At 63.3% G+C, this 25,317-nt stretch carries 24 protein-coding genes and 2 pseudogenes; 19 read left to right on the top strand and 7 right to left on the bottom strand.

Annotated features, from left to right (window positions below):
- Position 1: 1 nt before the first annotated feature.
- Genes GO606_RS07380 through GO606_RS07370 form a run of 3 tightly spaced genes read right to left on the bottom strand, consistent with a single transcriptional unit; the run spans position 2 to position 3,531 of the window.
- Complete coding sequence (locus tag GO606_RS07380; RefSeq protein WP_169119521.1) at positions 2–1,210, bottom strand: 3-oxoadipyl-CoA thiolase; 1,209 nt, start codon at positions 1,208–1,210, stop codon at positions 2–4.
- Between the two features lie 26 nt (positions 1,211–1,236).
- Entirely contained in the window at positions 1,237–2,757 is a 1,521-nt protein-coding gene (locus GO606_RS07375; protein ID WP_169119522.1) for a 3-hydroxyacyl-CoA dehydrogenase, read from the bottom strand.
- 3 nt (positions 2,758–2,760) lie between these two features.
- Positions 2,761–3,531, bottom strand: coding sequence for an enoyl-CoA hydratase (locus tag GO606_RS07370; protein WP_169119523.1), 771 nt, complete (start codon positions 3,529–3,531; stop codon positions 2,761–2,763).
- Positions 3,532–3,770: 239 nt separating this feature from the next.
- On the opposite strand from GO606_RS07370, the gene GO606_RS07365 reads away from it, so the two are divergent.
- The 5 genes from GO606_RS07365 (at position 3,771) to GO606_RS07345 (ending at position 7,603) form a co-directional block, all read left to right on the top strand.
- The gene (locus GO606_RS07365; RefSeq protein WP_169119524.1) at positions 3,771–4,574 is read left to right on the top strand and encodes an IclR family transcriptional regulator; all 804 of its coding nucleotides are present in this window, start codon (positions 3,771–3,773) and stop codon (positions 4,572–4,574) included.
- A gap of 77 nt (positions 4,575–4,651) precedes the next feature.
- Positions 4,652–6,304 carry an electron transfer flavoprotein-ubiquinone oxidoreductase gene (locus GO606_RS07360; RefSeq protein WP_169119525.1) on the top strand — a complete coding sequence of 551 codons (1,653 nt, stop codon included), beginning with the start codon at positions 4,652–4,654 and terminating at the stop codon, positions 6,302–6,304.
- Between the two features lie 92 nt (positions 6,305–6,396).
- Complete coding sequence (locus tag GO606_RS07355) at positions 6,397–7,011, top strand: phenylacetic acid degradation protein PaaY (RefSeq protein ID WP_211166731.1); 615 nt, start codon at positions 6,397–6,399, stop codon at positions 7,009–7,011.
- A 71-nt stretch (positions 7,012–7,082) separates the two neighbouring features.
- Complete coding sequence (locus GO606_RS07350; protein ID WP_169119526.1) at positions 7,083–7,322, top strand: ParD-like family protein; 240 nt, start codon at positions 7,083–7,085, stop codon at positions 7,320–7,322.
- A complete protein-coding gene (locus tag GO606_RS07345; RefSeq protein ID WP_169119527.1) occupies positions 7,319–7,603 on the top strand; it encodes a type II toxin-antitoxin system RelE/ParE family toxin in 285 nt (94 codons plus the stop codon). The genes GO606_RS07350 and GO606_RS07345 overlap by 4 nt, the downstream gene beginning before the upstream one ends.
- A gap of 55 nt (positions 7,604–7,658) precedes the next feature.
- Here the strand turns inward: GO606_RS07345 and GO606_RS07340 are convergent, their stop codons facing one another.
- Together GO606_RS07340 and GO606_RS07335 are read right to left on the bottom strand one after the other, a co-directional pair.
- Positions 7,659–8,315 (bottom strand): response regulator transcription factor, encoded by a 657-nt coding sequence (locus GO606_RS07340; RefSeq protein WP_169119528.1) that lies wholly within the window; start codon positions 8,313–8,315, stop codon positions 7,659–7,661.
- Positions 8,316–8,385: 70 nt separating this feature from the next.
- On the bottom strand, positions 8,386–10,023 hold the full coding sequence (locus tag GO606_RS07335) for a PAS domain-containing sensor histidine kinase (protein ID WP_169119529.1): 1,638 nt from the start codon (positions 10,021–10,023) through the stop codon (positions 8,386–8,388).
- Positions 10,024–10,270: 247 nt separating this feature from the next.
- On the opposite strand from GO606_RS07335, the gene bssD reads away from it, so the two are divergent.
- Genes bssD through GO606_RS07320 form a run of 3 tightly spaced genes read left to right on the top strand, consistent with a single transcriptional unit; the run spans position 10,271 to position 13,560 of the window.
- A complete protein-coding gene (gene bssD, locus GO606_RS07330; RefSeq protein ID WP_211166732.1) occupies positions 10,271–11,371 on the top strand; it encodes a [benzylsuccinate synthase]-activating enzyme in 1,101 nt (366 codons plus the stop codon).
- Positions 11,372–11,389: 18 nt separating this feature from the next.
- Entirely contained in the window at positions 11,390–11,572 is a 183-nt protein-coding gene (locus GO606_RS07325) for a benzylsuccinate synthase gamma subunit family protein (protein WP_169119530.1), read from the top strand.
- Positions 11,573–11,595: 23 nt separating this feature from the next.
- Positions 11,596–13,560, top strand: coding sequence for a pyruvate formate lyase family protein (locus GO606_RS07320; protein WP_246979433.1), 1,965 nt, complete (start codon positions 11,596–11,598; stop codon positions 13,558–13,560).
- Positions 13,561–13,665: 105 nt separating this feature from the next.
- On the opposite strand, the gene GO606_RS07315 is transcribed toward GO606_RS07320, so the two are convergent.
- Positions 13,666–14,967 (bottom strand): IS1182 family transposase, encoded by a 1,302-nt coding sequence (locus tag GO606_RS07315; protein ID WP_246979209.1) that lies wholly within the window; start codon positions 14,965–14,967, stop codon positions 13,666–13,668.
- 76 nt (positions 14,968–15,043) lie between these two features.
- Here GO606_RS07315 and bssA point away from each other — a divergent pair.
- Positions 15,044–15,712 (top strand): annotated as a pseudogene (bssA, locus tag GO606_RS07310) (benzylsuccinate synthase subunit alpha); the annotation flags it as partial.
- Between the two features lie 8 nt (positions 15,713–15,720).
- Here the strand turns inward: bssA and GO606_RS07305 are convergent.
- Entirely contained in the window at positions 15,721–16,689 is a 969-nt protein-coding gene (locus GO606_RS07305) for an IS1595 family transposase (protein ID WP_246979431.1), read from the bottom strand.
- A gap of 146 nt (positions 16,690–16,835) precedes the next feature.
- Between GO606_RS07305 and GO606_RS07300 the strand changes: the two genes are divergently transcribed.
- From GO606_RS07300 to GO606_RS07255, 10 genes and pseudogenes are all read left to right on the top strand, one after another.
- Positions 16,836–17,081 carry a benzylsuccinate synthase beta subunit family protein gene (locus GO606_RS07300; protein ID WP_425532193.1) on the top strand — a complete coding sequence of 82 codons (246 nt, stop codon included), beginning with the start codon at positions 16,836–16,838 and terminating at the stop codon, positions 17,079–17,081.
- 47 nt (positions 17,082–17,128) lie between these two features.
- Positions 17,129–17,989 (top strand): AAA family ATPase, encoded by an 861-nt coding sequence (locus tag GO606_RS07295; protein WP_169120768.1) that lies wholly within the window; start codon positions 17,129–17,131, stop codon positions 17,987–17,989.
- 14 nt (positions 17,990–18,003) lie between these two features.
- Positions 18,004–19,743 carry a vWA domain-containing protein gene (locus GO606_RS07290; RefSeq protein WP_246979430.1) on the top strand — a complete coding sequence of 580 codons (1,740 nt, stop codon included), beginning with the start codon at positions 18,004–18,006 and terminating at the stop codon, positions 19,741–19,743.
- Positions 19,740–20,267, top strand: a pseudogene (locus GO606_RS07285) (DUF4125 family protein); the annotation flags it as partial. The gene GO606_RS07290 and the pseudogene GO606_RS07285, both read left to right, overlap by 4 nt.
- Before the next feature lie 133 nt (positions 20,268–20,400).
- On the top strand, positions 20,401–21,525 hold the full coding sequence (locus tag GO606_RS07280) for an ISAs1-like element ISAzo3 family transposase (RefSeq protein ID WP_169120938.1): 1,125 nt from the start codon (positions 20,401–20,403) through the stop codon (positions 21,523–21,525).
- Positions 21,526–21,600: 75 nt separating this feature from the next.
- Positions 21,601–21,882: a MoaD/ThiS family protein gene (locus GO606_RS07275; protein ID WP_169118027.1), complete on the top strand. Its 282-nt coding sequence runs from the start codon at positions 21,601–21,603 to the stop codon at positions 21,880–21,882.
- 14 nt (positions 21,883–21,896) lie between these two features.
- Entirely contained in the window at positions 21,897–22,421 is a 525-nt protein-coding gene (locus GO606_RS07270) for a hypothetical protein (protein WP_169118026.1), read from the top strand.
- A gap of 119 nt (positions 22,422–22,540) precedes the next feature.
- A complete protein-coding gene (locus tag GO606_RS07265; RefSeq protein WP_169118025.1) occupies positions 22,541–23,815 on the top strand; it encodes a multidrug effflux MFS transporter in 1,275 nt (424 codons plus the stop codon).
- Positions 23,812–24,396, top strand: coding sequence for a DUF4258 domain-containing protein (locus GO606_RS07260; RefSeq protein WP_169118024.1), 585 nt, complete (start codon positions 23,812–23,814; stop codon positions 24,394–24,396). The genes GO606_RS07265 and GO606_RS07260 overlap by 4 nt, the downstream gene beginning before the upstream one ends.
- Positions 24,393–25,316: a DUF4037 domain-containing protein gene (locus tag GO606_RS07255; RefSeq protein WP_169118023.1), complete on the top strand. Its 924-nt coding sequence runs from the start codon at positions 24,393–24,395 to the stop codon at positions 25,314–25,316. The genes GO606_RS07260 and GO606_RS07255 overlap by 4 nt, the downstream gene beginning before the upstream one ends.
- The last annotated feature ends 1 nt before the right edge of the window (position 25,317 follow it).

Here is a 25,317-nt window from a genome sequence, read left to right as displayed (position 1 = left end):
ATCACGCCGGAACGCGTTCGATGACCAACGCGATGCCGTGGCCGACGCCGATGCACAGGCTGACGACCGCGTAGCGCCCGCCGCGGCGCTCGAGTTCGCGCGCGGCCGACAGCGCGATGCGCGCGCCGGAGGCGCCGAGCGGATGGCCGACCGCGATCGCGCCGCCGTTCGGATTGACGCGCGGATCGTCGAACGCGACGTCGAGCAGCTTCAGGCAGCCGAGCACCTGCGGCGCGAACGCCTCGTTGATCTCGATGACGTCCATGTCCTTGAGCGTCAGCCCGGCGCGCGCGAGCGCCTTGGGGATCGCGTAGGCTGGCCCCACGCCCATGATGCGAGGCTCGACGCCGGCGACCGCGCCGCCGAGGATGCGTGCCATCGGCGCTGCGCCGGCCCGCTCGCCGGCCGCTCGGCTACCGACGATCAGCGCGGCCGCGCCGTCGTTGATGCCCGAAGCGTTGCCGGCAGTGACGACGCCGTCGGCGAACAGCGGCTTCAGTTTCGCGAGCGCCTCGTACGTCGATTCAGGGCGCGGATGCTCGTCCTCGGCGACGACCAGCGGCGGCGTCTTGCGCCCGGTCGGCACCGAGATCGGAAGGATCTCGCCGGCATAGAAGCCGGCTTCTTTCGATGCCGCGTATTTCGCCTGAGACGCGGCGGCGAAGCGATCCGCGGCGTCGCGCGTGATGCCGAACTCCGCGGCCACGTTGTCGCCGGTCTCCGGCATGCTCTCGTTGCCGTACTCTTCGACGAGGCGCGGATTCGGGAAGCGCGCGCCGATCGTCGTGTCGAACACCTTAAAATCGCGGCTGTACGCGGATTCGGCCTTCGCGACGACGAAAGGCGCGCGGCTCATGCTTTCGACGCCGCCGGCAATGTACAGATCGCCTTCGCCGCAAGTCACCGCGCGCGCGCTGTCGAGCACTGCGGCAAGCCCGCTGCCGCACAGGCGGTTGACCGTCTGGCCGGCGACCGTTGTCGGCAGGCCGGCGAGCAGCGCCGCGTGGCGGGCGACGTTGCGCGAATCCTCTCCGGCCTGGGCCGCGCAGCCGAGGATCACGTCCTCGACGTCGGCGCCCTGGAACGGCGAGCGGGCGAGCACTTCGCGGATCACGGTCGCGACGAGGTCGTCGGGGCGAACCGCGGCGAGCTTGCCGGCGTGGCGGCCGATCGGGGAGCGCAGACCAGCGTAAATGTAAGCGTCGAGCATCAATAGTCCTTGTAGGGAGAGCAGGTTCAGTTTTCGGGAGTCAGCAGCGACACGCCAAGACGCGCGCGCCGGATCAGCCACGGACTCGGGCGGTAGCGCGGGTCGTGGTAGAAATCGTGGAGCCGCTCGAGGATCGTCAGCACCGTGGCGGCGCCGAGTGCGTCGCCCATCGCGAGCGGGCCTTTCGGGTAGCCGAGGCCGAGCCGGACTGCGCAGTCGATGTCGTCGGGGGTGGCGATGCGCTGCTGCGCGATGTCGCAACCGATATTGACGATCATCGCGACGACGCGCTGCGCGACGAAGCCCGGGCTGTCGTGGATCACCGAAACCACGATATCTTCGCCTGCGAGCGCGGCCCACGCGGCGTCACGCGCGGCGGACGTCGTCAACGGGTTCGTCATCAGCGTCAGGTGGCCGTCGAGAAACAGCGGATCGAGCGCGAGCGTGCGCGACGGGTCGAGCCCTTCGGCGAGCGCGGTCGTCGTCGTATCAAAGCCGACCGGCAGCACGAGGCACACCGAGCTGTCACCCGGACGCTCGCCGTAGTCGATCGGGATGCCGCGCCCCGCGAGCAGCGTCAGCACGCGCGCGTGCCTGACCGGGTGGCTCGGGCTGACCCAGATCGGCGTCTGCGTCAGGGCCGGCACCGCCGGCGTCGCGACCGGCTCGGCTTGGCCGTTCGTATACGTATAGAAGCCGCGCCCGCTCTTGCGCCCGAGCAGCCCTGCGGCGAGGCGCGTGCGCGTCAGCGGCGACGGACGGAAACGCGGCTCCTGGTAATACTGCGCGTAGATCGACTCCATGACCGGGTGCGAGACATCGAGCCCGGTCAGGTCGAGGAGCTCGCACGGTCCCATGCGAAAGCCCGCGGCATCGCGCAGGATCGCATCGACCGCCGGGACTTCGGCAATGCCTTCGCCGAGGACGCGCAGCGCTTCGGTCAGATAGCCGCGCCCGGCGTGATTGACGATGAATCCCGGCGTGTCCTTCGCGCGCACCGGCGTGTGCCCCATGCGCCGCGCGAGCGCCATCAGCGCTTCGCCGGCCCCCGGCGCGGTCAAGGTACCGTCGATGACTTCGACGATCTTCATCAGCGGCACCGGGCTGAAGAAATGGAAGCCGGCGACGCGTTCGGGGACGCGGCAGCCGGCGGCAATCGACGTCACCGACAGCGACGACGTGTTCGTCGCGAGCAGGCACGCGTCGGGGACGATCGCTTCGAGGTCGCGGAACAGCTGGCGCTTGGCGTCGAGGTCCTCGACGATCGCCTCGATGACGATGTCGCAGTCGGCGAGATCCTGCAGCGTATCGGCGATGTGCAGGCGCGCGACCGCGGCCTGCGCGTCGTCGGGGCTGAGCTTGCCTTTCTCGGCGAGCTTCGCGAGCATCTGCGCGACCGCATCGCATGCTTCAGCCGCGGCGCGCGGGCGGCTGTCGAAAAGCCGCACCTGCACGCCGCCCTGCACCGCAATCTGCGCGATACCGCGGCCCATCAGGCCGGTGCCGACGACTCCGAGAGTCAGGTTCTGGCGTGTCGCATCGAGCATGATTCACTTTCCTTCAAAGTTGGCTTTCCGTTTCTCGAGGAAGGCCTGCATGCCTTCCTTCTGGTCTCGGCTCGCGAACAGCAATTGGAATGCCTTGCGCTCGAGCATCAGCGCCGTCTCGAGCGACGCGTCCTGGCCGGCGATCAGCACTTCCTTGATCTGCGCGATTGCCAGCGGCGGCAGCGCGGCGATCTGCGCAGCCAGTTCGATGGCGTGCGCCTGCACGTCCGCGTCGGCGACGACTTCGCTCGCCAGGCCCATTTCGAGCGCGTCGCGCGCGCCGACCGGCTGGCCCGTGAGGACCATCTTCATCGCCTTGAACTTGCCGACTGCGCGGGTGAGACGCTGCGTGCCGCCGGCGCCCGGCATGATGCCGACTTTCACTTCCGGCTGGCAGAACGACGCCGATTCGCCGGCGACGATGATGTCGGCGTGCATTGCAAGCTCGCAGCCGCCGCCCCACGCATAGCCGTTGACCGCGGCGATTACTGGTTTCGGGCAGCTCGCGATCGCCTGCCACAGGCGATGGGTGTGGCGCAGCATCATGTCGATCGCGCCAGCATCGGCCATCGCGCGGATGTCGGCTCCGGCGGCGAAGAACTTGTCCCCGCCCGTCAGCACGATGCAACGCACGTCCGGATCCTGGCCGAACGCGGTGAAATGCGTCGCGAGCTGCTGCCGGACTTCCTGGTTCAGCGCATTGCGGGCGTCGGGCCGGTTCAGGCGCAGCAGCACGATGCCGGGCCCCGGGCGCTCGATGAGGACTTCGTCCATGGTCTTCCCCTTTTGTTTCGCTCTGCGAACGATGCGTTTGCACAACACGTTGAATCAACGATACGGTCTTTGCCGTCCGGTGTAAATACTGCGCCGAGGAGGGCCGTAGCACGCGAGCCGTTGTGTTTCGCTGTGCGAATCAAGATGCCGCATTTGCATTGACACGTGCGAATTCGCCATGCCACCATGTCAGCGGAAAACGAAACTGAAAACCGCCACGCGGAACCCGGGGACTTCTCATGGATGACGACATCCAGGTATTTGCCGACGACGAGGAAAGCAAGGACCGCCAGTTCGTCAACGCGCTCGCACGCGGCCTCGAGCTGTTGCGCTGCTTTCGCCCCGGCGACACCGAACTGAGCAACGCCGAACTCGCGCGCCGCACCGGCCTGCCGAAACCGACCGTATCAAGGCTCACCCATACGCTGACCAAGCTCGGCTATCTCGGTTTTTCCGATAGCCGCGGCACCTACCGTCTGGCCGCCGGCGTGCTCGCGCTCGGCTATGCGCTGCTGTCGAACCTCGACGTGCGCAAGGTCGCGCGGCCGTACATGGAAGAGCTGTCCGAGTACGCGCAGGTGTCAGTGTCGATCGGCGCGCGCGACCGCCTGAGCGTCGTTTATATCGAGAGCTGCCGCAGCAGCGCGAACGTCACGTTGCGCTTGGACGTCGGCTCGCGCATCCCGCTCGCGACTTCCGCGGTCGGGCGTGCGCTGCTGTGCGGCCTGCCGCAGGGCGAGCGCGACTACCTGATGGATCACATCCGCCTGCGCGACGAGGAAAACTGGCCGCGCGTCAAAGCCGGCATCGAGCAGGCGCTGCGCGACTACCACGAGCGCGGCTTCGTCGTGTCCGCCGGCGACTGGCAGAAGGACGTGCACGCGGTCGGCGTGCCGATGACGGGCGTCGACGGCGAGCGTGCGATGGCGTTCAACTGCGGCGGCCCGGCTTTCCTGCTGTCGCGCGAGCGGCTCATCGGCGAGGTCGGCCCGCGTCTCGTCGAGCTCGTGCGCAAGGTGGAAGCCGATCTCGGCCGCGCCTGAAGCCCCCCGGAGTTGAGTCGTTCCGCCGCGCTCGCAGCGGCGGAACGCAACGAAATACAGCCTGTGGAGATGGAAAGATGAGTCGTGAAGCAATGGAATTCGACGTCGTGATCGTCGGCGGCGGCCCGGCCGGGCTGTCTGCGGCGATCCGCCTGAAGCAGCTCGCCGCGGATGCCGGCAGCGAGCTGTCGATCTGCGTCATCGAGAAGGGCTCGGAAGTCGGCGCGCACATCCTGTCGGGCGCGGTGATGGACCCGCGCGCGCTCGCCGAGCTTTTTCCCGACTGGCAGGCGCTCGGCGCGCCGCTGAAAGCGGCAGTCACCGAAGACCGCTTCCTGCTGCTCAGTGACACCGGCGGCCGGCAGCTGCCGAACGCGCTGCTGCCCGACTGTTTCCACAACCACGGCAATTACGTCGTCAGCCTTGGCAACGTGTGCCGCTGGCTCGCGACGCAGGCCGAAGCGCTGGGCGTCGACGTCTATGCCGGCTTCGCCGGGGCCGAAATCCTGTACGACGCCGAAGGCCGCGTGACAGGCGTCGCGACCGGCGACATGGGGCGCCTGAAGGACGGCTCGGAAGGTCCGAACTTCCAGCCGGGCATGGAGCTGCAGGCGAAATACACGCTGTTCGCCGAAGGCTGCCGCGGCCACCTCGGCAAGCAGCTCGAAGCGAAATTCGACCTGCGCCGCGACTGCGATCCGCAGACCTACGGCATCGGCATCAAGGAGCTGTGGGAACTCAAGCCCGAACGCCACCGCCAGGGCCTCGTGATCCACACCGGCGGCTGGCCGCTCGAGCCGGACACCTATGGCGGCGGCTTCCTGTACCACATGGAAGACAACCTGGTGTCGGTCGGCTTCGTCGTCGGCCTCGGCTACCGCAACCCGCACCTGTCACCGTTCGACGAGATGCAGCGGCTCAAGACCCACCCGCTGCTGAAGGATTTCTTCGCCGGGGCGCGACGCGTCGCGTACGGCGCGCGCGCGATCGCGGCCGGCGGCCTGCAGTCGATGCCGAAAGTGGTGTTCCCGGGCGGGGCGCTGATCGGCGACGATGCGGGCTTCCTCAACGCGAGCCGCATCAAAGGTTCGCACTGCGCGATCAAGTCCGGCGCGCTCGCCGCGGAAGCCTGTTTCGCCGCGCTCGCGACGGGCCGCGCGCACGACGAGCTCACCGCCTACCCCGAAGCGTTCCGTGCGAGCTGGCTGTACGACGAACTGCACAAGGCGCGCAACTTCAAGCCGTGGATGAGCAAAGGCCTGAAGACCGGCTCATTGATGTTCGGCATCGACCAGATCGTGCTGCGCGGGCGGGCGCCGTGGACGCTGAAGAACAGCGCCGACCACGGCAAGCTGCGGCCTGCGACCGACTGCGCCCCGATCGTCTATCCGAAGCCGGACGGCGTGCTGACGTTCGACCGCTTGTCGTCGGTGTTCATCTCGAACACGAACCACGAGGAAGACCAGCCCTGCCACCTGACGCTCGGCGATGCGGCAGTGCCGATCGACGTGAATCTCGCGCAGTTCGACGCGCCGGAGCAACGCTACTGCCCGGCCGGCGTCTACGAGATCGTGCGCGACGCGGGCGCCTCATCTGCCAACAGCGCGCGCCTGCAGATCAACGCGCAGAACTGCCTGCACTGCAAGACCTGCGACATCAAGGACCCGACGCAGAACATCACCTGGGTCGTGCCGCAGGGCGGCGAAGGGCCGAACTACCCGAACATGTGAGCGCGAACCGGCGCGGCCCGCGGCGCGTGTCGTGAAGCCGCCGCGCCACCGACCCATTCCGCCCGCACGAGCGCGGGCAGCAAGGAGACATCATGAAACCGCCCCGCGTCTATGCCATCGACGGCGTCGTCCCGGTCGTCGACCCGAGCGCCTATGTCCACCCCTCCGCCGTGCTGATCGGCGACGTCATCGTCGGCCCCGGCTGCTACGTCGGCCCGTGCGCGAGCCTGCGCGGCGACTTCGGCCGGCTGATCCTGATGGCCGGCGTCAACGTCCAGGACACCTGCGTCATCCACAGCTTTCCGGACCACGACACGGTGATCAACGAGAACGGCCACATCGGCCACGGCGCGGTGCTGCACTGCTGCACAATCGGCCGCAACGCGCTCGTCGGCATGAACGCCGTCGTCATGGACAACGCGGTCGTCGGCGAGAACGCGTTCGTCGCCGCGTGCAGCTTCGTCAAGGCCGGCATGCAGGTGCCGCCGGCCACCCTCGTCGCCGGCACGCCGGCGAAAGTCGTGCGCCCGCTGACCGAACAGGAGATGGCGTGGAAGGTCCAGGGCACCGGCATCTACCAGAACCTCACCCGCCGCTGCCTCGCGACAATGGTCGAGACCGACGCGCTCGCCGCGGTCGAGACCGACCGCAAGCGCATCGTGATGCCGGACATCGTCCCGCTGAGCGAGCAGAAACAGCGCAGCTGACGATAACCAGATCGACTTGGGGGCTGGCCTAAGCTACGATTGATTTACCACAATTGCAGCAAGAGCCTGCCATGTCCACCCCCACCACCACCTCGATTCGAATTGACCAGACCCTCTACAACCAGGCGAAGGCTGATGCCGCCGCCGAGCATCGCACCATTGCCGGCCAGATCGAGTTCTGGGCGAAAGTCGGCCGGGCTGCCCTGGACAACCCCGACTTGCCGGTCAGCTTTGTCGCCGAGGCCTTGGTCTCGATGGCGGAGCCCCGCGAGGACGCCACCCCGTTCGTGCCACGAAGCCGGCAGCAGTGAGTGATTACGGAGTCGTCCAGACCCGCCGGTTTGGTCGCCAGTACAAGAAGCTCCACGACAACGTCGCGGCCGACGTCGACCAAGCCGTGGCAGGGGTGGCCGCCGACCCGAACGGCGGGGAACGCAAGAAGGGCGACCTTGCGGACTTGCGGGTCGTGAAGTTCCGCAGCCAGGGCCAGCTCTACCTTCTCGGCTATACCGTCGCTGACCAGGTGCGCCTGGTCTATCTCGAAGCTGTTGGGCCGCACGAGAACTTCTATCGCGACTTGAAGCGAAACTGACCCCGCAAGGATGGCCGGAATAGCCGGAGTGAAGTGGAACTCCGATTCCGAAAGCTTACTTGCCAGGGCGGGAAAGCCATCTACAGTCGCGGCAATGGCTGCTCGTGAGCATCGCCAGTTGAATCAACTCACCCAATGATTTAACCCCGAGCTTGCTCATCAGCCGACTTCGATGCGCCTCCACGGTCTTATGGCTGATCCCCAGAACTCTTGCAATTTCCTTGCTGCTGTTCCCCCCGACAACCAGATCGAGAATTTCCTTCTCTCTCTGTGAGAGGCTTTCGAGACAGTCGCGATACTTGAGCTTCTCGCTCTGCTTGCCCATCGCCTCCTTGCTCAGCGTCAGCGCCGCATTGACGGCATCGAGCAGATCCTGATTGCGGTAAGGTTTCTGCAGAAAGTCGATGGCACCTTTCTTGATCGCTTGCGCCCCGATCTGCGCATCACCGTACGCAGAAAGAAAAATGATCGGCAGGCTGAAACCCCGCGCGCAAAGCGCCTCCTGAAGTTGCAAACCGCTCAGCGCCTGCATCCGGACATCAAGAATCAGACAGCCATAGGAACAGGAAATATCGGCGTCGAGAAATGCTTGCGCCGAGTCATACATTTTCACATCGAGTGCAACCGAACTGAGCAACCAGTTCAGGGAATGCCGGACCGACTCCTCGTCGTCAACGACGAACACGGTCGGCGAAGTATCTTCCACCTGCATCGACTCCTCCTTTGTTCATTACCCGCGCCCCGAAGGCTCTTCGGCCTCCCTGCCTGCGCCAGACCCCTTCCTACATCGGCAAGGTAAATTGAAAGCGCGACCCGCCCTTGCCGATTCTGGAAAAAGAAAGCTGCCCGCCGTGCGATTCGACGATCGACCGGCAAATGGTCAACCCTATGCCCATCCCGTCCGGCTTGGTCGAAAAGTAGGGTTCGAAGACACGCTTCGCGGACCGTCTCTCGAGCCCCGTCCCGTGGTCCTGGACGAACACCTTCACCGCCCTGCCCTCGCCGACGATTTCGCTGCCGATGACCAGCTTCCGCGCCTCGGCGGGCAGCGTCGTCATGGCCTCCATGCCGTTCTTCATCAAGTTGAACAGTACCTGCTGGATCTCGACCTTGCACAGCGGGACCAGGGGCGGATTCGGCAGCAGACGGAGATCGACCTCGACGTCGTGACGGCGGACTTCGAAATTGAGAAACGAAAGCGCGTCCTTGATCACTTCGTTGATGTCTTCCGGCTCCTTGTCCGGCTTGTGCTTGCAGACAAACTCCTTGACGTGACGCAGGATCTCGCCGGCCTGCTCGAGATACTTGAGCGCCAGGCCAACGGACTCGGTGATCTCCTCCACCCCTTCGACGCGCTCGAGCCGAAGCCGGCAGCCGTTCAGGTAATTGACGGCGGACACCAGCGGCTGCCCCATCTGGTGCGCGAGGGCGGCTGCCATTTCAGCCATCGAGTTGATCCGGCCGAGCCGGGTCAGCTCCGCATGGCGCAGCCGTTCCAGCTCTTCGATTCGCTTGCGGTAGGTGATGTCGGTAAAGGCCGCGACGACGAACTGCTTGTGCTTGCGCTCGAGGAGGGATGAACTGACGCTGAGCCAGCGCAGCTTGCGACCCTTCTCGTCGCGCATGCCGATTTCGATGTTGTTGATGGAATCCTTCTGACAGTCGCGGATTTGCCAGGGCAGTTGGTGGCGGGGGATTTCCGTCTCGTCGTGCAGGAAGAATCGCAGCGGCAGCTTGCGCCAGCTCTCCGGTTGAATCCGCCGCGAGCCGACCATTTCGGCGAATTGGCAATTGGCCTCGAGAATGTCGCCATGCGCGTCGGTAATCGAGATCCCGATCGGCAGCATGTGAAAGAGCTTCTGGTATTTCTCGCGATTCTCGTTGGCGGCCTCCTCGGCGCGCTTGCGCGTGACGACCTCCTGCTTGAGGCTCGCCACGTGCCGGCTCAGCTCCACGGTCCGCTGCTGCACCAGAATTTCGAGCTTTTCGACGTCGGCCTTCAGCTCCTCTTCGAGCCGTATATGTTCCGATATGTCCTGCACCACCCAGATGCTGCCGAGCTTCGGCTCGGTCGGATCGAGCAGCGTGCCGCTGACGATGCACCAGATCAGCGTTCCATCCTTGCGGACGAATGGCCGCTCGTCCTTGAAAGTATGGTGCCGCTCGAAGAAGTGGCCGTATTTCTCGCCGATCGTTGCAAACGAGTCGTCGCTGGGGTAGTGCACCCGCACCGACTGCTTGTCGAGCTCACCGCGCCCGTAGCCGAACAATTCCTCGTATCGCGTGTTGCAGCGTCTGATTATGCGGTTTCGCAAATGGCAGATTGCTACGGGCGTGTTGCGAAAGATCGCCTCGTAGCCGACCGAGGCATCCTCGTCCTGCTCGTCCTCCTGCTCCACATCGAACGCGTAATCCATCATGCGCATCGCCTCCTTGCGGCCGCCCCGTACGTTCTGTCGACCAAACAGTCAGTCTTCGTACAGTCTGCCACTTCCACAGTACGATAGTGCTCGAACCGGCGCAACCGGCGCATCGACAGCCGCGGGATATCGCTCCCGTTCCGCGGCCCGACGCTGCCACGATTGTGCGCGCACCGCGCGCCGGCCGCATTAAGGGCAATCCCTCCTCTCCTTAAGTGTTCGCACCAATTGGTCGCACCGAGAGCCGATGCTTAAATACACCACATCGACGTTAGGCCCGGGTGCTCCGGAACCGGATTCCTCCGATGCACGCGGATCAACAACCTTCGCAATAAACGCAGGGGCTGTCGTGAGAATTCCTCTTGTTACCGAAATACAGAGGTTCAGCCTGCAGGACGGGCCGGGGATCAGGACGACGATCTTCCTGAAAGGCTGCCCGCTGCACTGTCCGTGGTGTCACAACCCGGAGACCCAGGATGCGCGGCAGGAGTTCTATTATGACCCCGCCCGCTGCGTCGGCTGCGGCAGATGCATCGCAGTCTGTCCGGCCGGAACATCGCGCCTGGTGCGTCAGTCGGATGGCCGCATGAGAGTCGAGCTCGACCGGACGGACTGTCAACGCTGCATGCGCTGTGTCGCCGCCTGTCTGACCGAGGCGAGGTCGATCGTCGGCCAGCGCATGAGCGTCGAGGACATCCTGCGCGAAGCGTTGTCCGACTCCCCCTTCTACCGCAATAGCGGTGGCGGCGTCACCATCAGCGGTGGCGATCCTCTCTACCATCCCGCATTCACATTGGAACTGGTGCGCAGAATCAAGGAGCGCAACGTCCACGTCGCTATCGAGACTTCCTGTTTTCCCAAGAACTGGGGGGCTATTCAGCCGCTGCTGGAATTTGTCGATCTTTTCATCGTCGACCTGAAGTCGCTGAATCCAAAGAAACACGAAGAAGTCGTTGGTTGGCCACTGCAGCCAATACTCGACAACATCGAGCATCTCATGCAATCCAAGGCCAATATCCGCATCCATATTCCCGTGATCCCTGGATTCAACGATTCCCCCCAGGATTTCGACAACTACATCAGTTATTTGAGTCGCCACGCCATGCAGCTGGAGGGTGTCGATATTCTCAATTACCACGTCTATGGAGAAGGCAAATATCGCTCCCTGGGCAGGGAAAAGGAATACCAATACTTGGGGGTGGAAGAGAACCCGCCCGAGAAGGTAGTGCCACTGGTTAAAGGTTTGAAGCTCGCGGGCATCAAGAGCGTGACGATCGGCGGCTTGGTTGGCATCACGACGGACAGACACGAGATTACTCGCGATGCCGGGACTGGGTGTATTACATAAATCAAAGGAGACTCATCTATGGAAACCACCACATGTAAGCAGTGCGCAAACTTCTTTCCTGTCCCCAAGGGCGCTGATGACTACGAAGCCGGCAAGGCTGATTGCGTGCGGGAAAAGGAAGATGAAAAAGGCAAGTACTGGCTCTCCAAGCCCATATTCGAGAACAGCACGCGATGCGAAGCCTTTCACGCGAAGCGATAAACATAAAGCTAGAGGAGACAGTCATGAACGAACTAGTAAGCGCCAAGGTGTTGGAATATAAGGGGAAGACGCTCAATTTCACGCCGGAAGATCCGGCGGAAGCGAAAATTCCGTCCGACGAGTTGCACGAGCATCTGCAGAAGCCTTCGACCGCGAGAACCAAGCGTCTGAAGGAGCGTTGCCGCTGGAAGCATGCATCCGCCGGCGAGTTCATCGAAAAGAGCGTCACGGCCGGCATCGAGCGCATGCGCTATCTGACCGAAGCGCACAAGGCCAGCGTGGGTCAGCCGGAAGCCATCCGTCGCGCGCTCGGCTTGGCGAACGTGCTGAACAAGTCGACCCTGGTGCTTCAAGAGGACGAATTCATCGTCGGCTACCATGCCGAAGATCCCAACATGTTCCCGCTGTATCCAGAACTGTCCCACATGGCGGTTCAGGACTACCTGAGGAGCGACTACTCGCCACAGCCGGCCGACGAGGCGGCGGCGATCAACGAGTACTGGAAGCCGCACAGCCTGCAAAGCAAGTGCCAGCCCTACTTCGACCCGGCGGATCTCGGCCGCATGTACCAGGTCAGCAGTATGGAGGCGCCCTCCTTCGCTTCCGGTTACAACAGCATTGTGCCACCCTACGAAACCGTCCTGGAAGACGGGCTGCTAGCGCGCATCAAGCTCGCCGAGAAGCATATCGCCGAAGCCCAGGCCGATATGTCCACCTTCCCCTGGGACGGCACCAAGGGCCTGGACAACATCGCCAAGATCGACAACTGGAAGGCGATGGTCATCGCCTGCAAGGCGGTCATCAGCTGGTCGCGCCGTCAGGCCCGTCTGTGCAAGATCGTCGCCGAGAACTTCGAAACCGATCCGAAGCGTCAGGCCGAGCTGCTCGAAATCGCCGACATCTGCCATCGCATTCCCGCCGAACCCTGCAAGGGCCTCAAGGATGCGATGCAGGCGAAGTTCTTCACATTCCTGATCTGCCACGCCATCGAGCGCTACGCGAGCGGCTACGCCCAGAAGGAAGACACCCTGCTGTGGCCGTACTACAAGGCCTCCGTCATCGACAAAAAATTCCAGCCGATGAGCCACATGGACGCGGTGGAACTCGTCGAGATGGAACGTTTGAAGATTTCCGAGCACGGCGCCGGCAAGTCGCGCGCCTATCGCGAAATCTTCCCGGGTTCAAACGATCTGTTCATCCTCACCGTCGGCGGCACGAACGCCAAGGGCGAGGACGCCTGCAACGACATGACCGATGCCATCCTCGAGGCGGCCAAGCGGATCCGCACGGCCGAGCCGTCGATCGTCTTCCGCTATTCCAAAAAGAACCGTGAAAAGACGCTGCGCTGGGTTTTCGAGTGCATCCGCGACGGTCTCGGCTATCCGTCCATCAAGCACGACGAGATTGGCACGGAGCAGATGAAGGAATACGCCAAGTTCAGCCTCAACGGCAACGGCGCCACCGACGAGGAAGCCCACAACTGGGTCAACGTGCTGTGCATGTCGCCCGGCATCCACGGCCGCCGCAAGACGCAAAAGACCCGTTCGGAAGGCGGCGGCTCGATCTTCCCGGCCAAGCTGCTGGAAATCACGCTTGACGGCGGCTACGACTGGTCCTACGCCGACATGCAGCTGGGCCCGAAGACCGGTGATCTCGCGTCGTTGAAGACCTTCGAGGACGTTTGGGAGGCCTTCCGCGAGCAGTACCAGTACGCGATCAACCTATGTATCAGCACCAAGGACGTGTCCCGCTACTTCGAGCAACGCTTCCTGCAGATGCCCTTCGTGTCCGCAATCGACGACGGCTGCATGGAACTCGGTATGGACGCCTGCGCCCTGTCCGAGCAACCCAACGGCTGGCACAACCCGATTACGACGATCGTCGCGGCGAACTCCCTCGTGGCCATCAAGAAGCTGGTGTTCGAGGAGAAGAAGTACACCCTCGAACAACTCAGAGTTTGTGAATCTTTCGTTCGCAGGACCGATTAGACGCGCGAGCGGGGTTAACGCCGTTTTGCTGGGCGCGATAGGGTTTTTGCACCGTTTGTGCTGCTATCGACGGTTCATTTGACGTTTTTCCCCATTTTTCGCCCCTTAAACCCCGATTCCGGGAACGGCAGACGCACCTATCCCTACCCCGAGCAATTCCGGTGCGAGGCTGACCATGCGCATCAGGTTGTGCGCCAAAGCAAAGATCAGCATCACACACTTGACCTTCGCCAGACCCCGCACCCGGAACTGCTGCAGGCCGCGGTTGCGGCTGTGCGCATTGACGCATTCGGCCGTTGCCGCTCGCCGCTTGTAAATGACCTTCGCCTCGTCCGTGCCCATCCGTTGCCGCCAGGCCGCCACCGCTTCGCTGTCGCCGGCCTTCGCCTGGTGAGGATCGACCGCCTTGTTCTTGGGTTGCGGCACCGGCCCATAGACGACGGTGCTTTGGCTCGCCTGCTCGATCTGCTCGTGTCCGACGTAGCCGCCATCGACCAGCCAGGCTTCGGGCAGCCGACCGCAGCGCGCGGTGACCTGCTCGATCATCGGCACCATCTGCCCTTGGTCGCTGCCGACGGTGGCCACCTCGACCCCCACGATCACCAGCGAGTCGGCGTCGCTCGCCAGTTGCGGGTTGTACGCCGGCCGAAAGCCGCCGTCGCCCATCTTCATCACCGTCGCTTCGGCATCGGTCATCGACGCGCGCGCCTGGTCGGGGTTTTTGCCTTGCCGCTGCTTGATCGCTTCGATCTCGGGCAGCCGCGCCAGCGCTTTCTCAAGACGCGCTTCACGCTCTTTCGCCGCCCGTAGCCGGGCCGCTTCCCGCGCCCGTTCGGCCTGCGCCGGGTCCGCCTCCACCTCGGCTTTGAGCCGCGCGACTTCGGCACGCGCCGCCTCCAGGTAGCCTTCGAGCTTCTCCTTGCGGCGAAACGAGCCCGCCCCGGCGCTGGCGCGCACACGCATCCCGTCCTGCGCCACCTGTTTGAGCTTGACTACCCCGGCCGCCATCAGGCTGGCGATGCTCACACTCAACAACTCGTCCAGCCCTTCGCCCTGATCCTTGCGAAAGTCCGAAAGGGTGTGGTGATTGACCTGAACCCCGCCGCACAACCAGCGGTAGGCGTCATGCGATTCGATCAGCCGTGACACCGCCCGCGCGCTGCCCACCCCGTCGAGCGTGGCGTACAACCACAGCGCCAGCAAAATCTCCGGCGCGATTGCCGAGCGGCCCACCCCGCCATCGACCGCACGAATCCCGGCGTAGAACCGTGACAGGTCTTGCCGCTCGACGTACGCCCACACCAGGCGCGCCCGATGCCCCTCCGGCAGCAGTGACTCCAGGTCACTCGCCCGAAACTCCATCTGCCCCCGGTTGGGCAGCAGCACCCGTGCTCGCGTCTTCGTCATCGGCGCAAATCCAGACCTCGTAGCAAGACCTAATTATACCAAAGGCATATAACTGGCCGGGGATTTTTCACAGCCTCTCAGCCAGGCATTGAAGGCGAACTGGGAAGGCTTCGAGGAAATGCGCGTCGACTTCAAGCGGGCGCCGAAGTGGGGCAACGACGACGATTACGCCGACGGCATCATCACCCGCTTCTACGAGGAGATTATCGGCGGCGAAATGCGCAAGATCACCAACTACTCCGGAGGTCCGGTCATGCCGACCGGTCAGGCCGTCGGACTGTACATGGAAGTGGGCTCGCGCACGGGCCCCACGCCCGACGGCCGTTTCGGTGGCGAGGCGGCAGACGACGGTGGCATTTCGCCCTACATGGGCACTGACAAGAAGGGCCCGACAGCCGTGTTGCGCTCAGTGTCCAAGGTGCAGAAGAACCAGAAGGGCAATCTGCTGAACCAGCGCTTGTCGGTGCCGATCATGCGCTCCAGGCACGGTTTCGAAATCTGGAACTCGTACATGAAGACTTGGCACGACCTGAATATCGACCATGTTCAGTTCAATGTCGTCAGCACGGACGAAATGCGTGCCGCGCAGCGCGAACCCGAGAAGCACCATGACCTCATCGTTCGCGTTTCCGGCTACAGCGCCCGGTTCGTCGACATTCCAACCTACGGGCAGAACACCATCATCGCCCGCCAGGAACAGGACTTCAGCGCGTCCGATCTCGAGTTCCTGAACGTCGAGATCTAAGAAAATGGCTATGTCACCGTTCGCTGTTGAAATTGCCCCAATGCGGCTGCCAGCAGGGTATCCGGGGAGCGAATACGCTGAGCATCCAAGGCGCGGCGCCAGCCCAAGTAGTTTGGGAGGTACTTTGTGGCGACACCATGGAAGATGCCGAGCCAGGCGTGGAGACGGCTGTGGTAAGCATTGACGTTCTGGACGTGGTAGGCGCCCCGGACCCGGATGCCGGCGCTCAAATTGACCGCCTCATGGGAGAGTCCGGTATCGAGCGCGAAGTAGCGATAGGTCGGATTCCCGTCACTCACCAACAGCGCATCCGGATCAAGAACGGGCGGCAGAACCGTCTTGAGTTGAGCCTTGGTGATCTGCCCCTTGCCGGTGACGAAATCGAGGGTCTGCCCCGTGCGATCGCGGGCGACGAGAACGCAGACCTGCTCGTTGGAGAGGCCGCGCTGGGTTGCAGCGCCGCCGCGTTTGCGCGGCTTGCGAGCCAGTCGGCGACTGCCTTTGTCCGACTCGAGGAGATACGTTTCGTCCGCTTCGGTAATACCTTGCAGATGTGCCGGGCGGTCGTTCTTCGCCCACGTGAGGAAGCGATGGCGCCAACGAAAAGTCGTGTTCCGGTGCACGCCAAGCACCGCTGCCGCTTTGCGCACCGTCAGCGAATCGAGCATCGCCTGGCCGTAAGCCAACCATTTCTCCCTTTTACGCAACCTCGCCAATGGCGTGCCGGTGAGAGCGTTGAACGTCTTGTGGCAACTTCTGCACCGGTAACGTTGCAGCCCGCCCGCGAGGCCGTGCCGATACAAACTCTTCGCCCCACAGTGGGGACAGCCCCCGTCCCCACCCAGGCGGGATTCGATCAGCGTGCTGCACCGCGCCCCGTCATCGTCTTTTGCCAGCAACGCTTTCACCTGTTCGCGCTGCCGCCGGGTCAACGCCCGCAGCTGCTCGATCCACCGTTCAAATTCATGAGCTTTCATGGGGCACCCCGCGCGGTTTCGCTCTCAGAGGTAAGAGCCCGACCGCCACGGGAGGGTTCCACAGCTAACGGTGACATAGCCAAGAAAATCCGCTAAAGAGGGGGGCGGCGTCCTGCTCCCCTCTGTTTATGGTTATACGAGACGATATGGAGAGCTACAACATGGAAGCAGAAAAGAGCTTGCAAAACCAGCCGCATGTCGAGGTCGGCACCGCGAGGCCGTGCCGGAGTTGCAAGTGGCAAACCCCCGATCCCACCGATCCGCACCGCGGGCAATGCACCGCCAACCGTCACGCGATGGGGGGCGTCTGGAAACGTTGGCTGAGGGACGTCGAGAACACGACCTGCTCCCGGCACGAGGAAGGAAAACTGAGCTTCCGCGACCACGTCTGAACATCGGACCGACGTTGTTCACCTCTTGATGGCTGTAACAAAACACCATGAAAATTTCTCCTAGCGCAAATGGCCTGTTCGTCCCGGAAGTCGACCCTTACTACTACGTAAGTACGGAAAATCAGAGCTTTCTCGATAAATTTGCCAAGATATCCCGGAAGCATCCCGTCAATGTCCTGGTGGTCGGGAAACAGGGCTGCGGGAAATCCTCGCTGGTGCGGCAATACGCCGCCGTCAACAGGCTGCCGCTGGCGACCTTCCAGATCGGCATCCTGTCCGAGCCGGGACAGTTGTTTGGCGAATACGCACTGGAGAACGGGGAGACCCGCTACAAGCAGTTCCTCTTCCCGCAGGCCATCCAGACACCCAACTGCGTCATCCATCTCGAGGAGATTAATCGCCCCGAACATCCGAAGGCGTTGAACATGTTGTTCTCCATCCTCTCCGACGATCGTCAGGTATGGATGGACGAACTGGGACTGCTGCAGGTCGCGCCGGGCGTTGTTTTCTTCGCGACGCTCAACGAAGGCGCCGAATTCGTCGGCACCGAGCTTCTCGACCCCGCCCTGCGCGACCGCTTCTATGTCACGACGATGGATTTCCTGCCGAACGAAGTGGAAGTCGAGGTACTGGAAAAGAAGACCGGCGTGACGAATGAGCAGGCGAGGGAAATCATCGCGGTGGCGAACAGCATTCGCGCCAATCCCGACCTCGGCGTCGACGTTTCAACCCGCAAGATCCTGATGCTCGGCGAGATGATCGCCGCCGGCGGAACGCTGCGCGAAGCCATCGTGACGAGCCTCCAGACAGACAAGAAGACGCTCGAATCGGTTTTGCTGTCCCTGCACGTCAATCTGGGGAAGGTGGAAAAAAGCAAGACAGAGTACGTTCAATACATCGCTGCCTAAGGTCTTCCATTGCCATGACCTACGACACCACACTTCGGCTAATGAACGGCACGGGGGACGTCAAGCGTTTCGTCATTCCCGGCGAGGAGGGTTATTCGGACTTCTGGCGTCGCGACAAGTCGCCGATCGAATCCGTCGAGTTGGTGAAGCTTTTGGTCGCCATTCGCAAACTGTCGACTTTCATCGGCCGCAATGTCGGTGAAATCGTCTGGTCGGGAATGGAACTCGACAATGCGCTCGCCCTCGATCCGACACCGATCATGGGCACGTATCCGGTGCCGGCGGGAAAGACCGATCTGATGGTCGGCATCATGGTGCAGGAAGCGTACAAACGCGTCGAGTGGTCCGAACGGCTGCGCGAAATGTTCAGGCTGCGCGTCCAGCCGCCGACGCAGTACGGATACAAGTTCGACATGTTCTTCAATGTCTGCGAGGCCGTCTATGTCGACGGCCTCGCCAACAGGAGCGTGCTCGGCTACTACGCCGAGGTGGCACGCGACTGGCGTATCGTCAAGACGCTGAAGAGCCTGATCAAGCCGCCCACCCTGTCCGAGATGCTGCACTTGTGGTGGCGCTTGGCGGCCCACCGCGATCCGGAACTCTACAAACAGGGCCACAGCGACCTCACGCTGGGTGGCCTCGTCATGCGCGGCAGCCTGGATCAGTATTACAGCAAGCCGATGCAGATCATGAACAGCATCGTGCCGGCCCTGCGCCACGACTGTCCGGCGCTCTCGAGCGTCAGCGATCGCTGTGATTTCCGCCTTGATCTCTACGCAAAGCTTTGGCGCGAAGTGCTCGGGCACATCCGGTTCTGGCCGGGCGACCGCAGCGATCGGTTCATGATGCCCGACATGGGCGAGGATGATGAACTGGCCCAGGAAGAGGCGGAGCAGGCGGCGGTCAAGGCAACCATCGTCAATTACGCCAACCTGATCGAAGCTTCGCTGCCGCAGAAGAACCGGGATTTCACCGATCAGATCAAGGGCAACGTCGCAAACTTCGAGAATGTCGCGCGAGTCGAGGGTAACGACATCGTCATGATGGCGCGCAACCGCGTCGATCGGCACCTTTTGCACCAGCTGCAGCAAGTGGTGCGGAACGCCACCGACCGCCGGAGTGTTTTCAACCGCGGCCTCAGTTCGGGGAAAATTCATAGTCGGCGGCTTTACCGCGCCCACACGACCGGTGCCGTGTTCCAACAAAAGAAGCACGAGTTCGACATGCGAAAGAATGTCGTGCTGCTCGTGGACGCGACCGGGTCGATGGCGGATCCGACTCAGTGGGACCAGGCGGAGATGATCTACCAGACGCTGTTCACGGCGATCCTGGAATACACGAGCAACGCGCGACTGTTCGCCTACAACGAGGTCAGGAACGCCTGCCGCATCACGGAAATCTATCGTGGTGGCCGCATGCTGACGGTGCTGCCCCACGGGAGGACGGCTTCCGGCGAGGCCATTATCGCCACGGCCTTGAATACCCGTATACCGGGGAAAAAAACGCTGCTGGTCCACATCACCGACGGAGCCTCCAATTGGGGGTGCGGCGTGGCGGATGCCATCAAGTACTGCAAGGGCAACGGTGTCAGCCTGCTCACGCTGGGCATCAGTTGCAGTCTGTCCTCCAAGCAATCGCTACGCGACGAATACGGCAGTCTCGTGAAGTTCGTCGACAAGACCGAGCAATTGCCCAAGCTGTTTGGCGAATTGATCGTCAGCGAAATGCGCGAATCGAGGACGCCGCAGAAGTGAGTACATTCTTGCTCGACCAGGTGCTGGAAGCCGAATGGCAGATGTTCGTCCGCGTCAGGAGCGCACGGCATGCCCCCTGTCAGAGCGCTCCCGACAACTTCAAGACGATCCGTTCCAGCCTATTTGAAACGTGGACGCAACCGATGCTCGCCTCTTATCTTGCCGACCTGGAACAGGCCGAGGCGGTTGGCCGCAACCTGCTTGCGGAAAAATACGCGCGCATGGACGACTTGATTCCGCCGCTATCAAGCAGCCCGCTCATCGGCATCATCGTCACGGTGGAAAGCAATTGGCAGGAAGAGTTGCAACGTCGCTATCCCGCCCTTTATCGACGCTGTTGCCGCAGCATGGATGAAACCGGCGACGGCCGGAATTTCGGAATCTATCTCGGCTGCGAACTGGAAACCTACGGCGATCGAACATTGCAGCTGTATTTCGAGAATATCGAGGCAGCGGTGGCGGTCCATCGCAATCTGGCGATGGAGGCCCTGCATCGGCTGGTGTGCAAGAACGGCTATCGCGACCTGGATCACGCCGCAGGGCAATCGCACCTAAAATGCATAACCGATACAGGTAAACCGTTTACGATCATGCGCTTAGCGAGCCCCTGTTCACAACGTCATATTTTGTGTAGCTTACTGTCTTTTTGGGACTCCCATGAAGACAGGCCAGTTGATGCCCGTGAGCGAAGTGTTCGTGTCGGTACCCGACCCGCGCAGCAAGCGGCAGGCCAGGCACGATCTGTCCGAGTTGCTGACGGTGGCGGTGTGCGCGGTGCTGTGCGGGGCGAACGATTTCGTGGATGTGGCGCTGTGGGGCAAGTCCAACCTGGCCTGGCTGCGCAAGTTCCTGAAGCTCAAGGCGGGCGTGCCCTCGCATGACACGTTCTGCCGGGTGCTCGCGATGATCGATCCCGCGGCCTTCGAGGCGGCCTTTCTGCGCTGGGTGGGCGTGCTGGTGCCGGCGCTGGCGCCGGACAGCGTGGTGGCCATCGATGGCAAGACCAGTCGGCGCAGTGGCGGCAAGGATACGTCGGGGCCGTTGCACATGGTCAGCGCCTTTGCCGCCGGGATGGGTCTGGTGCTGGGGCAGCGCGCCACCGATCAGAAGAGCAACGAGATAACAGCGATTCCCGAGTTGCTCGCCATGCTGGCGCTCGAAGGCACCATCGTCACGATCGATGCGATGGGCACCCAGGCAGCGATTGCCCGCACCATCCGTAGTCGTGGCGCAGACTACGTGTTGTGCGTCAAAGACAACCACCCCACGCTGACCGACTCGATTCTGCTCACCCTGGCCGGCGTGGCGGAAAAGATCGCGCCGGCTTCGCATTTCGAAGAACAAACCAAGGGCCACGGCCGTGTGGAGGTGCGCCGCTGCTGGGCCTATGATGCGGTCAGCCAGTTGTACAAGTCCGAGCAGTGGGCCGGGCTGCAATCGTTTGCGCTCGTCGAGCGCGAACGCACCGTCGACGGCAAGACCAGCGTCGAGCGCCATTACTACATCAGTTCCCTGCCCGCAGATGCCGCCAGAATTGCGCAGGCCGTGCGCAGCCATTGGGCGGTCGAAAATCAGCTTCACTGGTCGCTCGATGTGCAGTTCAACGATGATCAGTCCCGTGTGCGCCGAGGCTATGCGGCCAACAACTTCGTGGTGCTGCGCCACATCGTACTGAACCTGCTGCGCCACAACACCACCCGCAAGGCCAGCATCAAGTCCAAGCGACTGCTCGCCTGCATGGAGGATGACTTTCGCGAAGAGTTACTCGGGCTGGCCATATGAGCGCCTCGGGTTATGACAAAACGGTGCAATTGCCCTGGATCACGCCGAGAGCGTATTGAAATCGGGAGAGACGGCATGAAGATCGACGTGAGGCTGAATCTGCTCGGCGTACTGGGCATCAAACAAAGCGAACTCGCCATCGATACACCGGCGAATGCCACGGTCGCCACCTTGATCGGTTTGATCGACCAGCGCAATCCCGGCTTCGCTGCAGCGCTGACGAACGACAACGGAGGCATCTCGCCCCAGTTCGTATTCTTCATTAATGGCCGCAATGCCGTACACCTCGATGGCATGAAGACCAGACTGAACCCAGGCGATGTCATCAACGTGATTCCGGCGATTGCCGGAGGCTGAAAGGGAGGCTCCCCATGATCGTCGACCGGCCGGAGTCGCACTTCATCTTCGTCGTTCCCCTGGATCACGTCGAGTACCGTTACAACTACATCACCCTGCGCGGCGAGCCGCTGACCAACAAGCAATATCTCGAACATTGGGGAAAATGGCTCGTGTTCGGCCTGCGCGAGGAAGTCGAGGAGCTGGCGAGGAAGCTGGACCCCTATGTCGAGGAAAGGAAGATTCCCGCCGTCAAATACGACCGCAAGCTGATCACCGAATTCCAGCTCAACCGCTGTGTCATGTGTGTCTATTGTCACGATGAAACCAAGGACGAGGTATGGGAAATCCTAGCCGCGCTTGGCGTCAAGGACAAGGCATGGATGTATGAACGGGAGACGCTGGAGAAATGGCTGCCGGGCGGAGTCAATCTGGAAAAGTGGATTCAGGGACGCGGGCTGGACCATGAGCATGCCGAACGCGTACGTGCAGATGCGCGCGCAAAGTTCAAGAGAATTTTTGCCGAAGAGAATGAAATCTTCACTGGCATCGATCAATAGCCTGTATCCGTGTTCGCTTGGACCCAGGCGACGCCCGCGAGCCCCTGAGCATGAGTATTGAACGCGTTGACCGGCGGCATATGCGTGTCGGGGACCCGGGCTCCGCGGCGGGTAGCGCAATGACCAACGCGAGTCGCCACGCCGCGCCCCCCCGGGCGCCGGCCGCAGCCGTCGGGTGCCCTGCCGCAGGCCCGCTGCCAGGCCGTACTGCGCATCTGCTGTGGCTGATCACCGGCTTCTGGATGCTGCAGCCGTTGTCGACGGACCTGTATCTGGCGTCGCTGCCGGAACTGGGGTCGTATTTCCATGCGTCGCCGGCGCTCGTGCAGCAGACGCTGTCGATGTTCGCGCTCGGCGTCGCGGTGTCGCAGCTCGTCAGCGGACCGTTGTCGGACCGCTTCGGCCGGCGTCCGATTCTTCTCGCCGGCGTGCTGGTCTATGCCGCGGCGAGTCTCGCCTGCACGCTCGCGACGCGCATCGACGCGCTGCTCGTCGCCCGCTTCATGCAGGCTGCCGGCAGTTGCACGGTCGCGGTGATCGCCCGCGCCGTCGTCCGCGACACCTACCCGGTCGGCGAAGGCGCGCACGTGATCGCCCGCTCGACGAGCATCCTCGCGGTGGCGCTGCTGCTCGCTCCCGTCGTCGGTGCGCAGCTGCAGGCATCCTTCGGCTGGCGCGCCAACTTCGCGCTGCTGACGCTCGGCGGCGCGGCGCTCGGGCTCGCGTCGGTGCTGCGCTTCGCCGAGACGGTTCCGCGCCGCAACCCCGCGGCGATGCGGCCGGCCACGCTGCTCGGTAACTACGGCGCGCTGCTGCGCAGCCCGGCGTTCTGGGCTTACGCGTTGCCGGGCAGCCTCTCCTTCGGCATGGTGTTCGTCTACATATCCGGCGCCTCGTTCGCGCTGATCGACGTGCTGCACGTGCCGACGCGCTACTTCGGCTACTGCTTCGCACTGGGCGTGCTCGGCTATCTCTTCGGCACGCAGGCGTGCCGGCGCCTGCTGCGGCACTACGGGCTGTCGCGCACGCTTCGTGTCGGCAGCACGCTCGGGCTCGCGGCGGGCACGACGTTCGCCGCAGGGCTCGCGCTGGACCTGCAGCACTGGGCCACGGTCGTCGTCGCGCACTTTCTCGTCACGCTCGCGCATGGCATCAACAGCCCGTGCGCGCAGAGCGGCGCCGTGGCGCCCTTCCCCGAAAAGGCCGGTGCCGCGGCGGCCCTGCTGGGGTCGCTGACGATGCTCTGCGCCTTTTCGGTCGCGACGCTGCTCGGCGCAACCTACGACGGCACGCTCCAGCCGCTGGCGACCCTGTCCGCGCTGCTCGCGATCGCGCTGTTCGTCGCCGAGCGCGGGCTCGCCGCGCATCGCCTGCGGGACGAGGCCCTGTCATGACGCATTCCGAATCCGGCCCGGACGCCGCATGGATCGCCGCGCGCGCCGAAGCCTCGCGCTACGTCCTGTCCGAACACGTGATCCGCTCGCTGATGGCGGGACGGATCGAGGTCGCGCAGATCGAAGCGGCGCTGCGCGGCGGCCGCATCATCGAGGAGCACCGGCACGCGGAGCGCGAGACCGCCTACCTGCTGTGCGCCCTCCACGACGGCAAGCCGGTTCATGCGGTCGCCGCCCCGCGCGCCGACGACTGGCTCGTCGTCACCCACGCCTACGTGCCGGCACCGCCGCTCTGGCGCACTGCCCTGCATCGTTCCTCCGGAGAACCGACGATGTCCGATTCGATCACCCAGTGTTTCTTCTGCGGCGGCGCCATCAAGCAGGTGACCGTCGGCAATTTCGACTACCGTCTCGAAGGCCGGCTGTACGTCATCAAGAAGGTTCCCGCCGGCCTGTGCGGGCAGTGCGGCGAAAAATACGTCGACGCCGAGGTCGGCCGGCGCCTCAACGCGCTGATCGTGCGGCAGGCCTTTACCGGCAGCGAAACGGTCGGCGTCATCGACTACGCGACCGCGCCGTGAACGGCCTGACGCTCGCCGAACGTTACTTCGAGCGCTACGGCGACGAATTGCTCGGGGGCGAGTTCGCGCCTTGGCGCGAACGCGTCGCGGTCGGGCTCGCCGGTGACGGTTCCGACTGCCTCGGCTTCGACGACGAACAGTCGCGCGACCACGACTGGGGTCCGGGCTTCTGTCTGTGGCTGACCAATACGGATTACGCCGCGATCGGCGCGTCGCTGCAGCAGGCCTATGACCGACTGCCGAAGTCGTTCGCGGGCTTCGAGCGCTCGACCACCGAGTGGGGCGGCGGACGCGTCGGCGTGCTCGAGATCGGCGCCTGGTACAAGCAGTATCTCGGCCATCCGGACGGCCCGCAGACGCTCTTCGACTGGCTGCGCATCCCGGAAAAGAATCTCGCTGCGTGCACCTCCGGACGGATCTTTCACGACCCGCTCGACGAGTTCTCGCGGCGCCGACGTGAACTGCTCGCGTTCTATCCGGAAGACGTCAGGCTCGCGAAGATCGCCGCCCGCTGCATGTCGATCGGCCAATCGGGCCAGTACAACTTCGCGCGCGCACTCGCGCGCGGCGAGCTTTTCGCGGCGCAATATGCGGAAACCAAGTTCTGCAGCGATCTGATGTCGCTCGTCTATCTGCTGAACCGCCGCTACGCGCCGTATTACAAATGGCTGCACCGCGGCCTGCTCGCGCTGCCGCGGCTGGGCTGCATCGTTCATTCGCAGGTCACGGCGCTGGTGTCGTCGACCGACCCGAACCTGAAGCACGCGTGCATCGACACGCTGTGTGAGGCCGTGATCGCCGAGCTTCGCGGCGAAGAGCTGACCGACTCGGACAGCCCGTTTCTTGTCGATCACGGTCCGCTCATCCATGAGCGCATACACGATCCATCATTACGCCGCCTGAGCGTCCTGATCGGCTAGG

This window comes from Aromatoleum anaerobium (assembly GCF_012910705.2).
GTDB lineage: Bacteria > Pseudomonadota > Gammaproteobacteria > Burkholderiales > Rhodocyclaceae > Aromatoleum > Aromatoleum anaerobium.
Note: the sequence above shows the minus strand (reverse complement) of the source record. Positions and strands in the feature narration are given on the sequence as shown.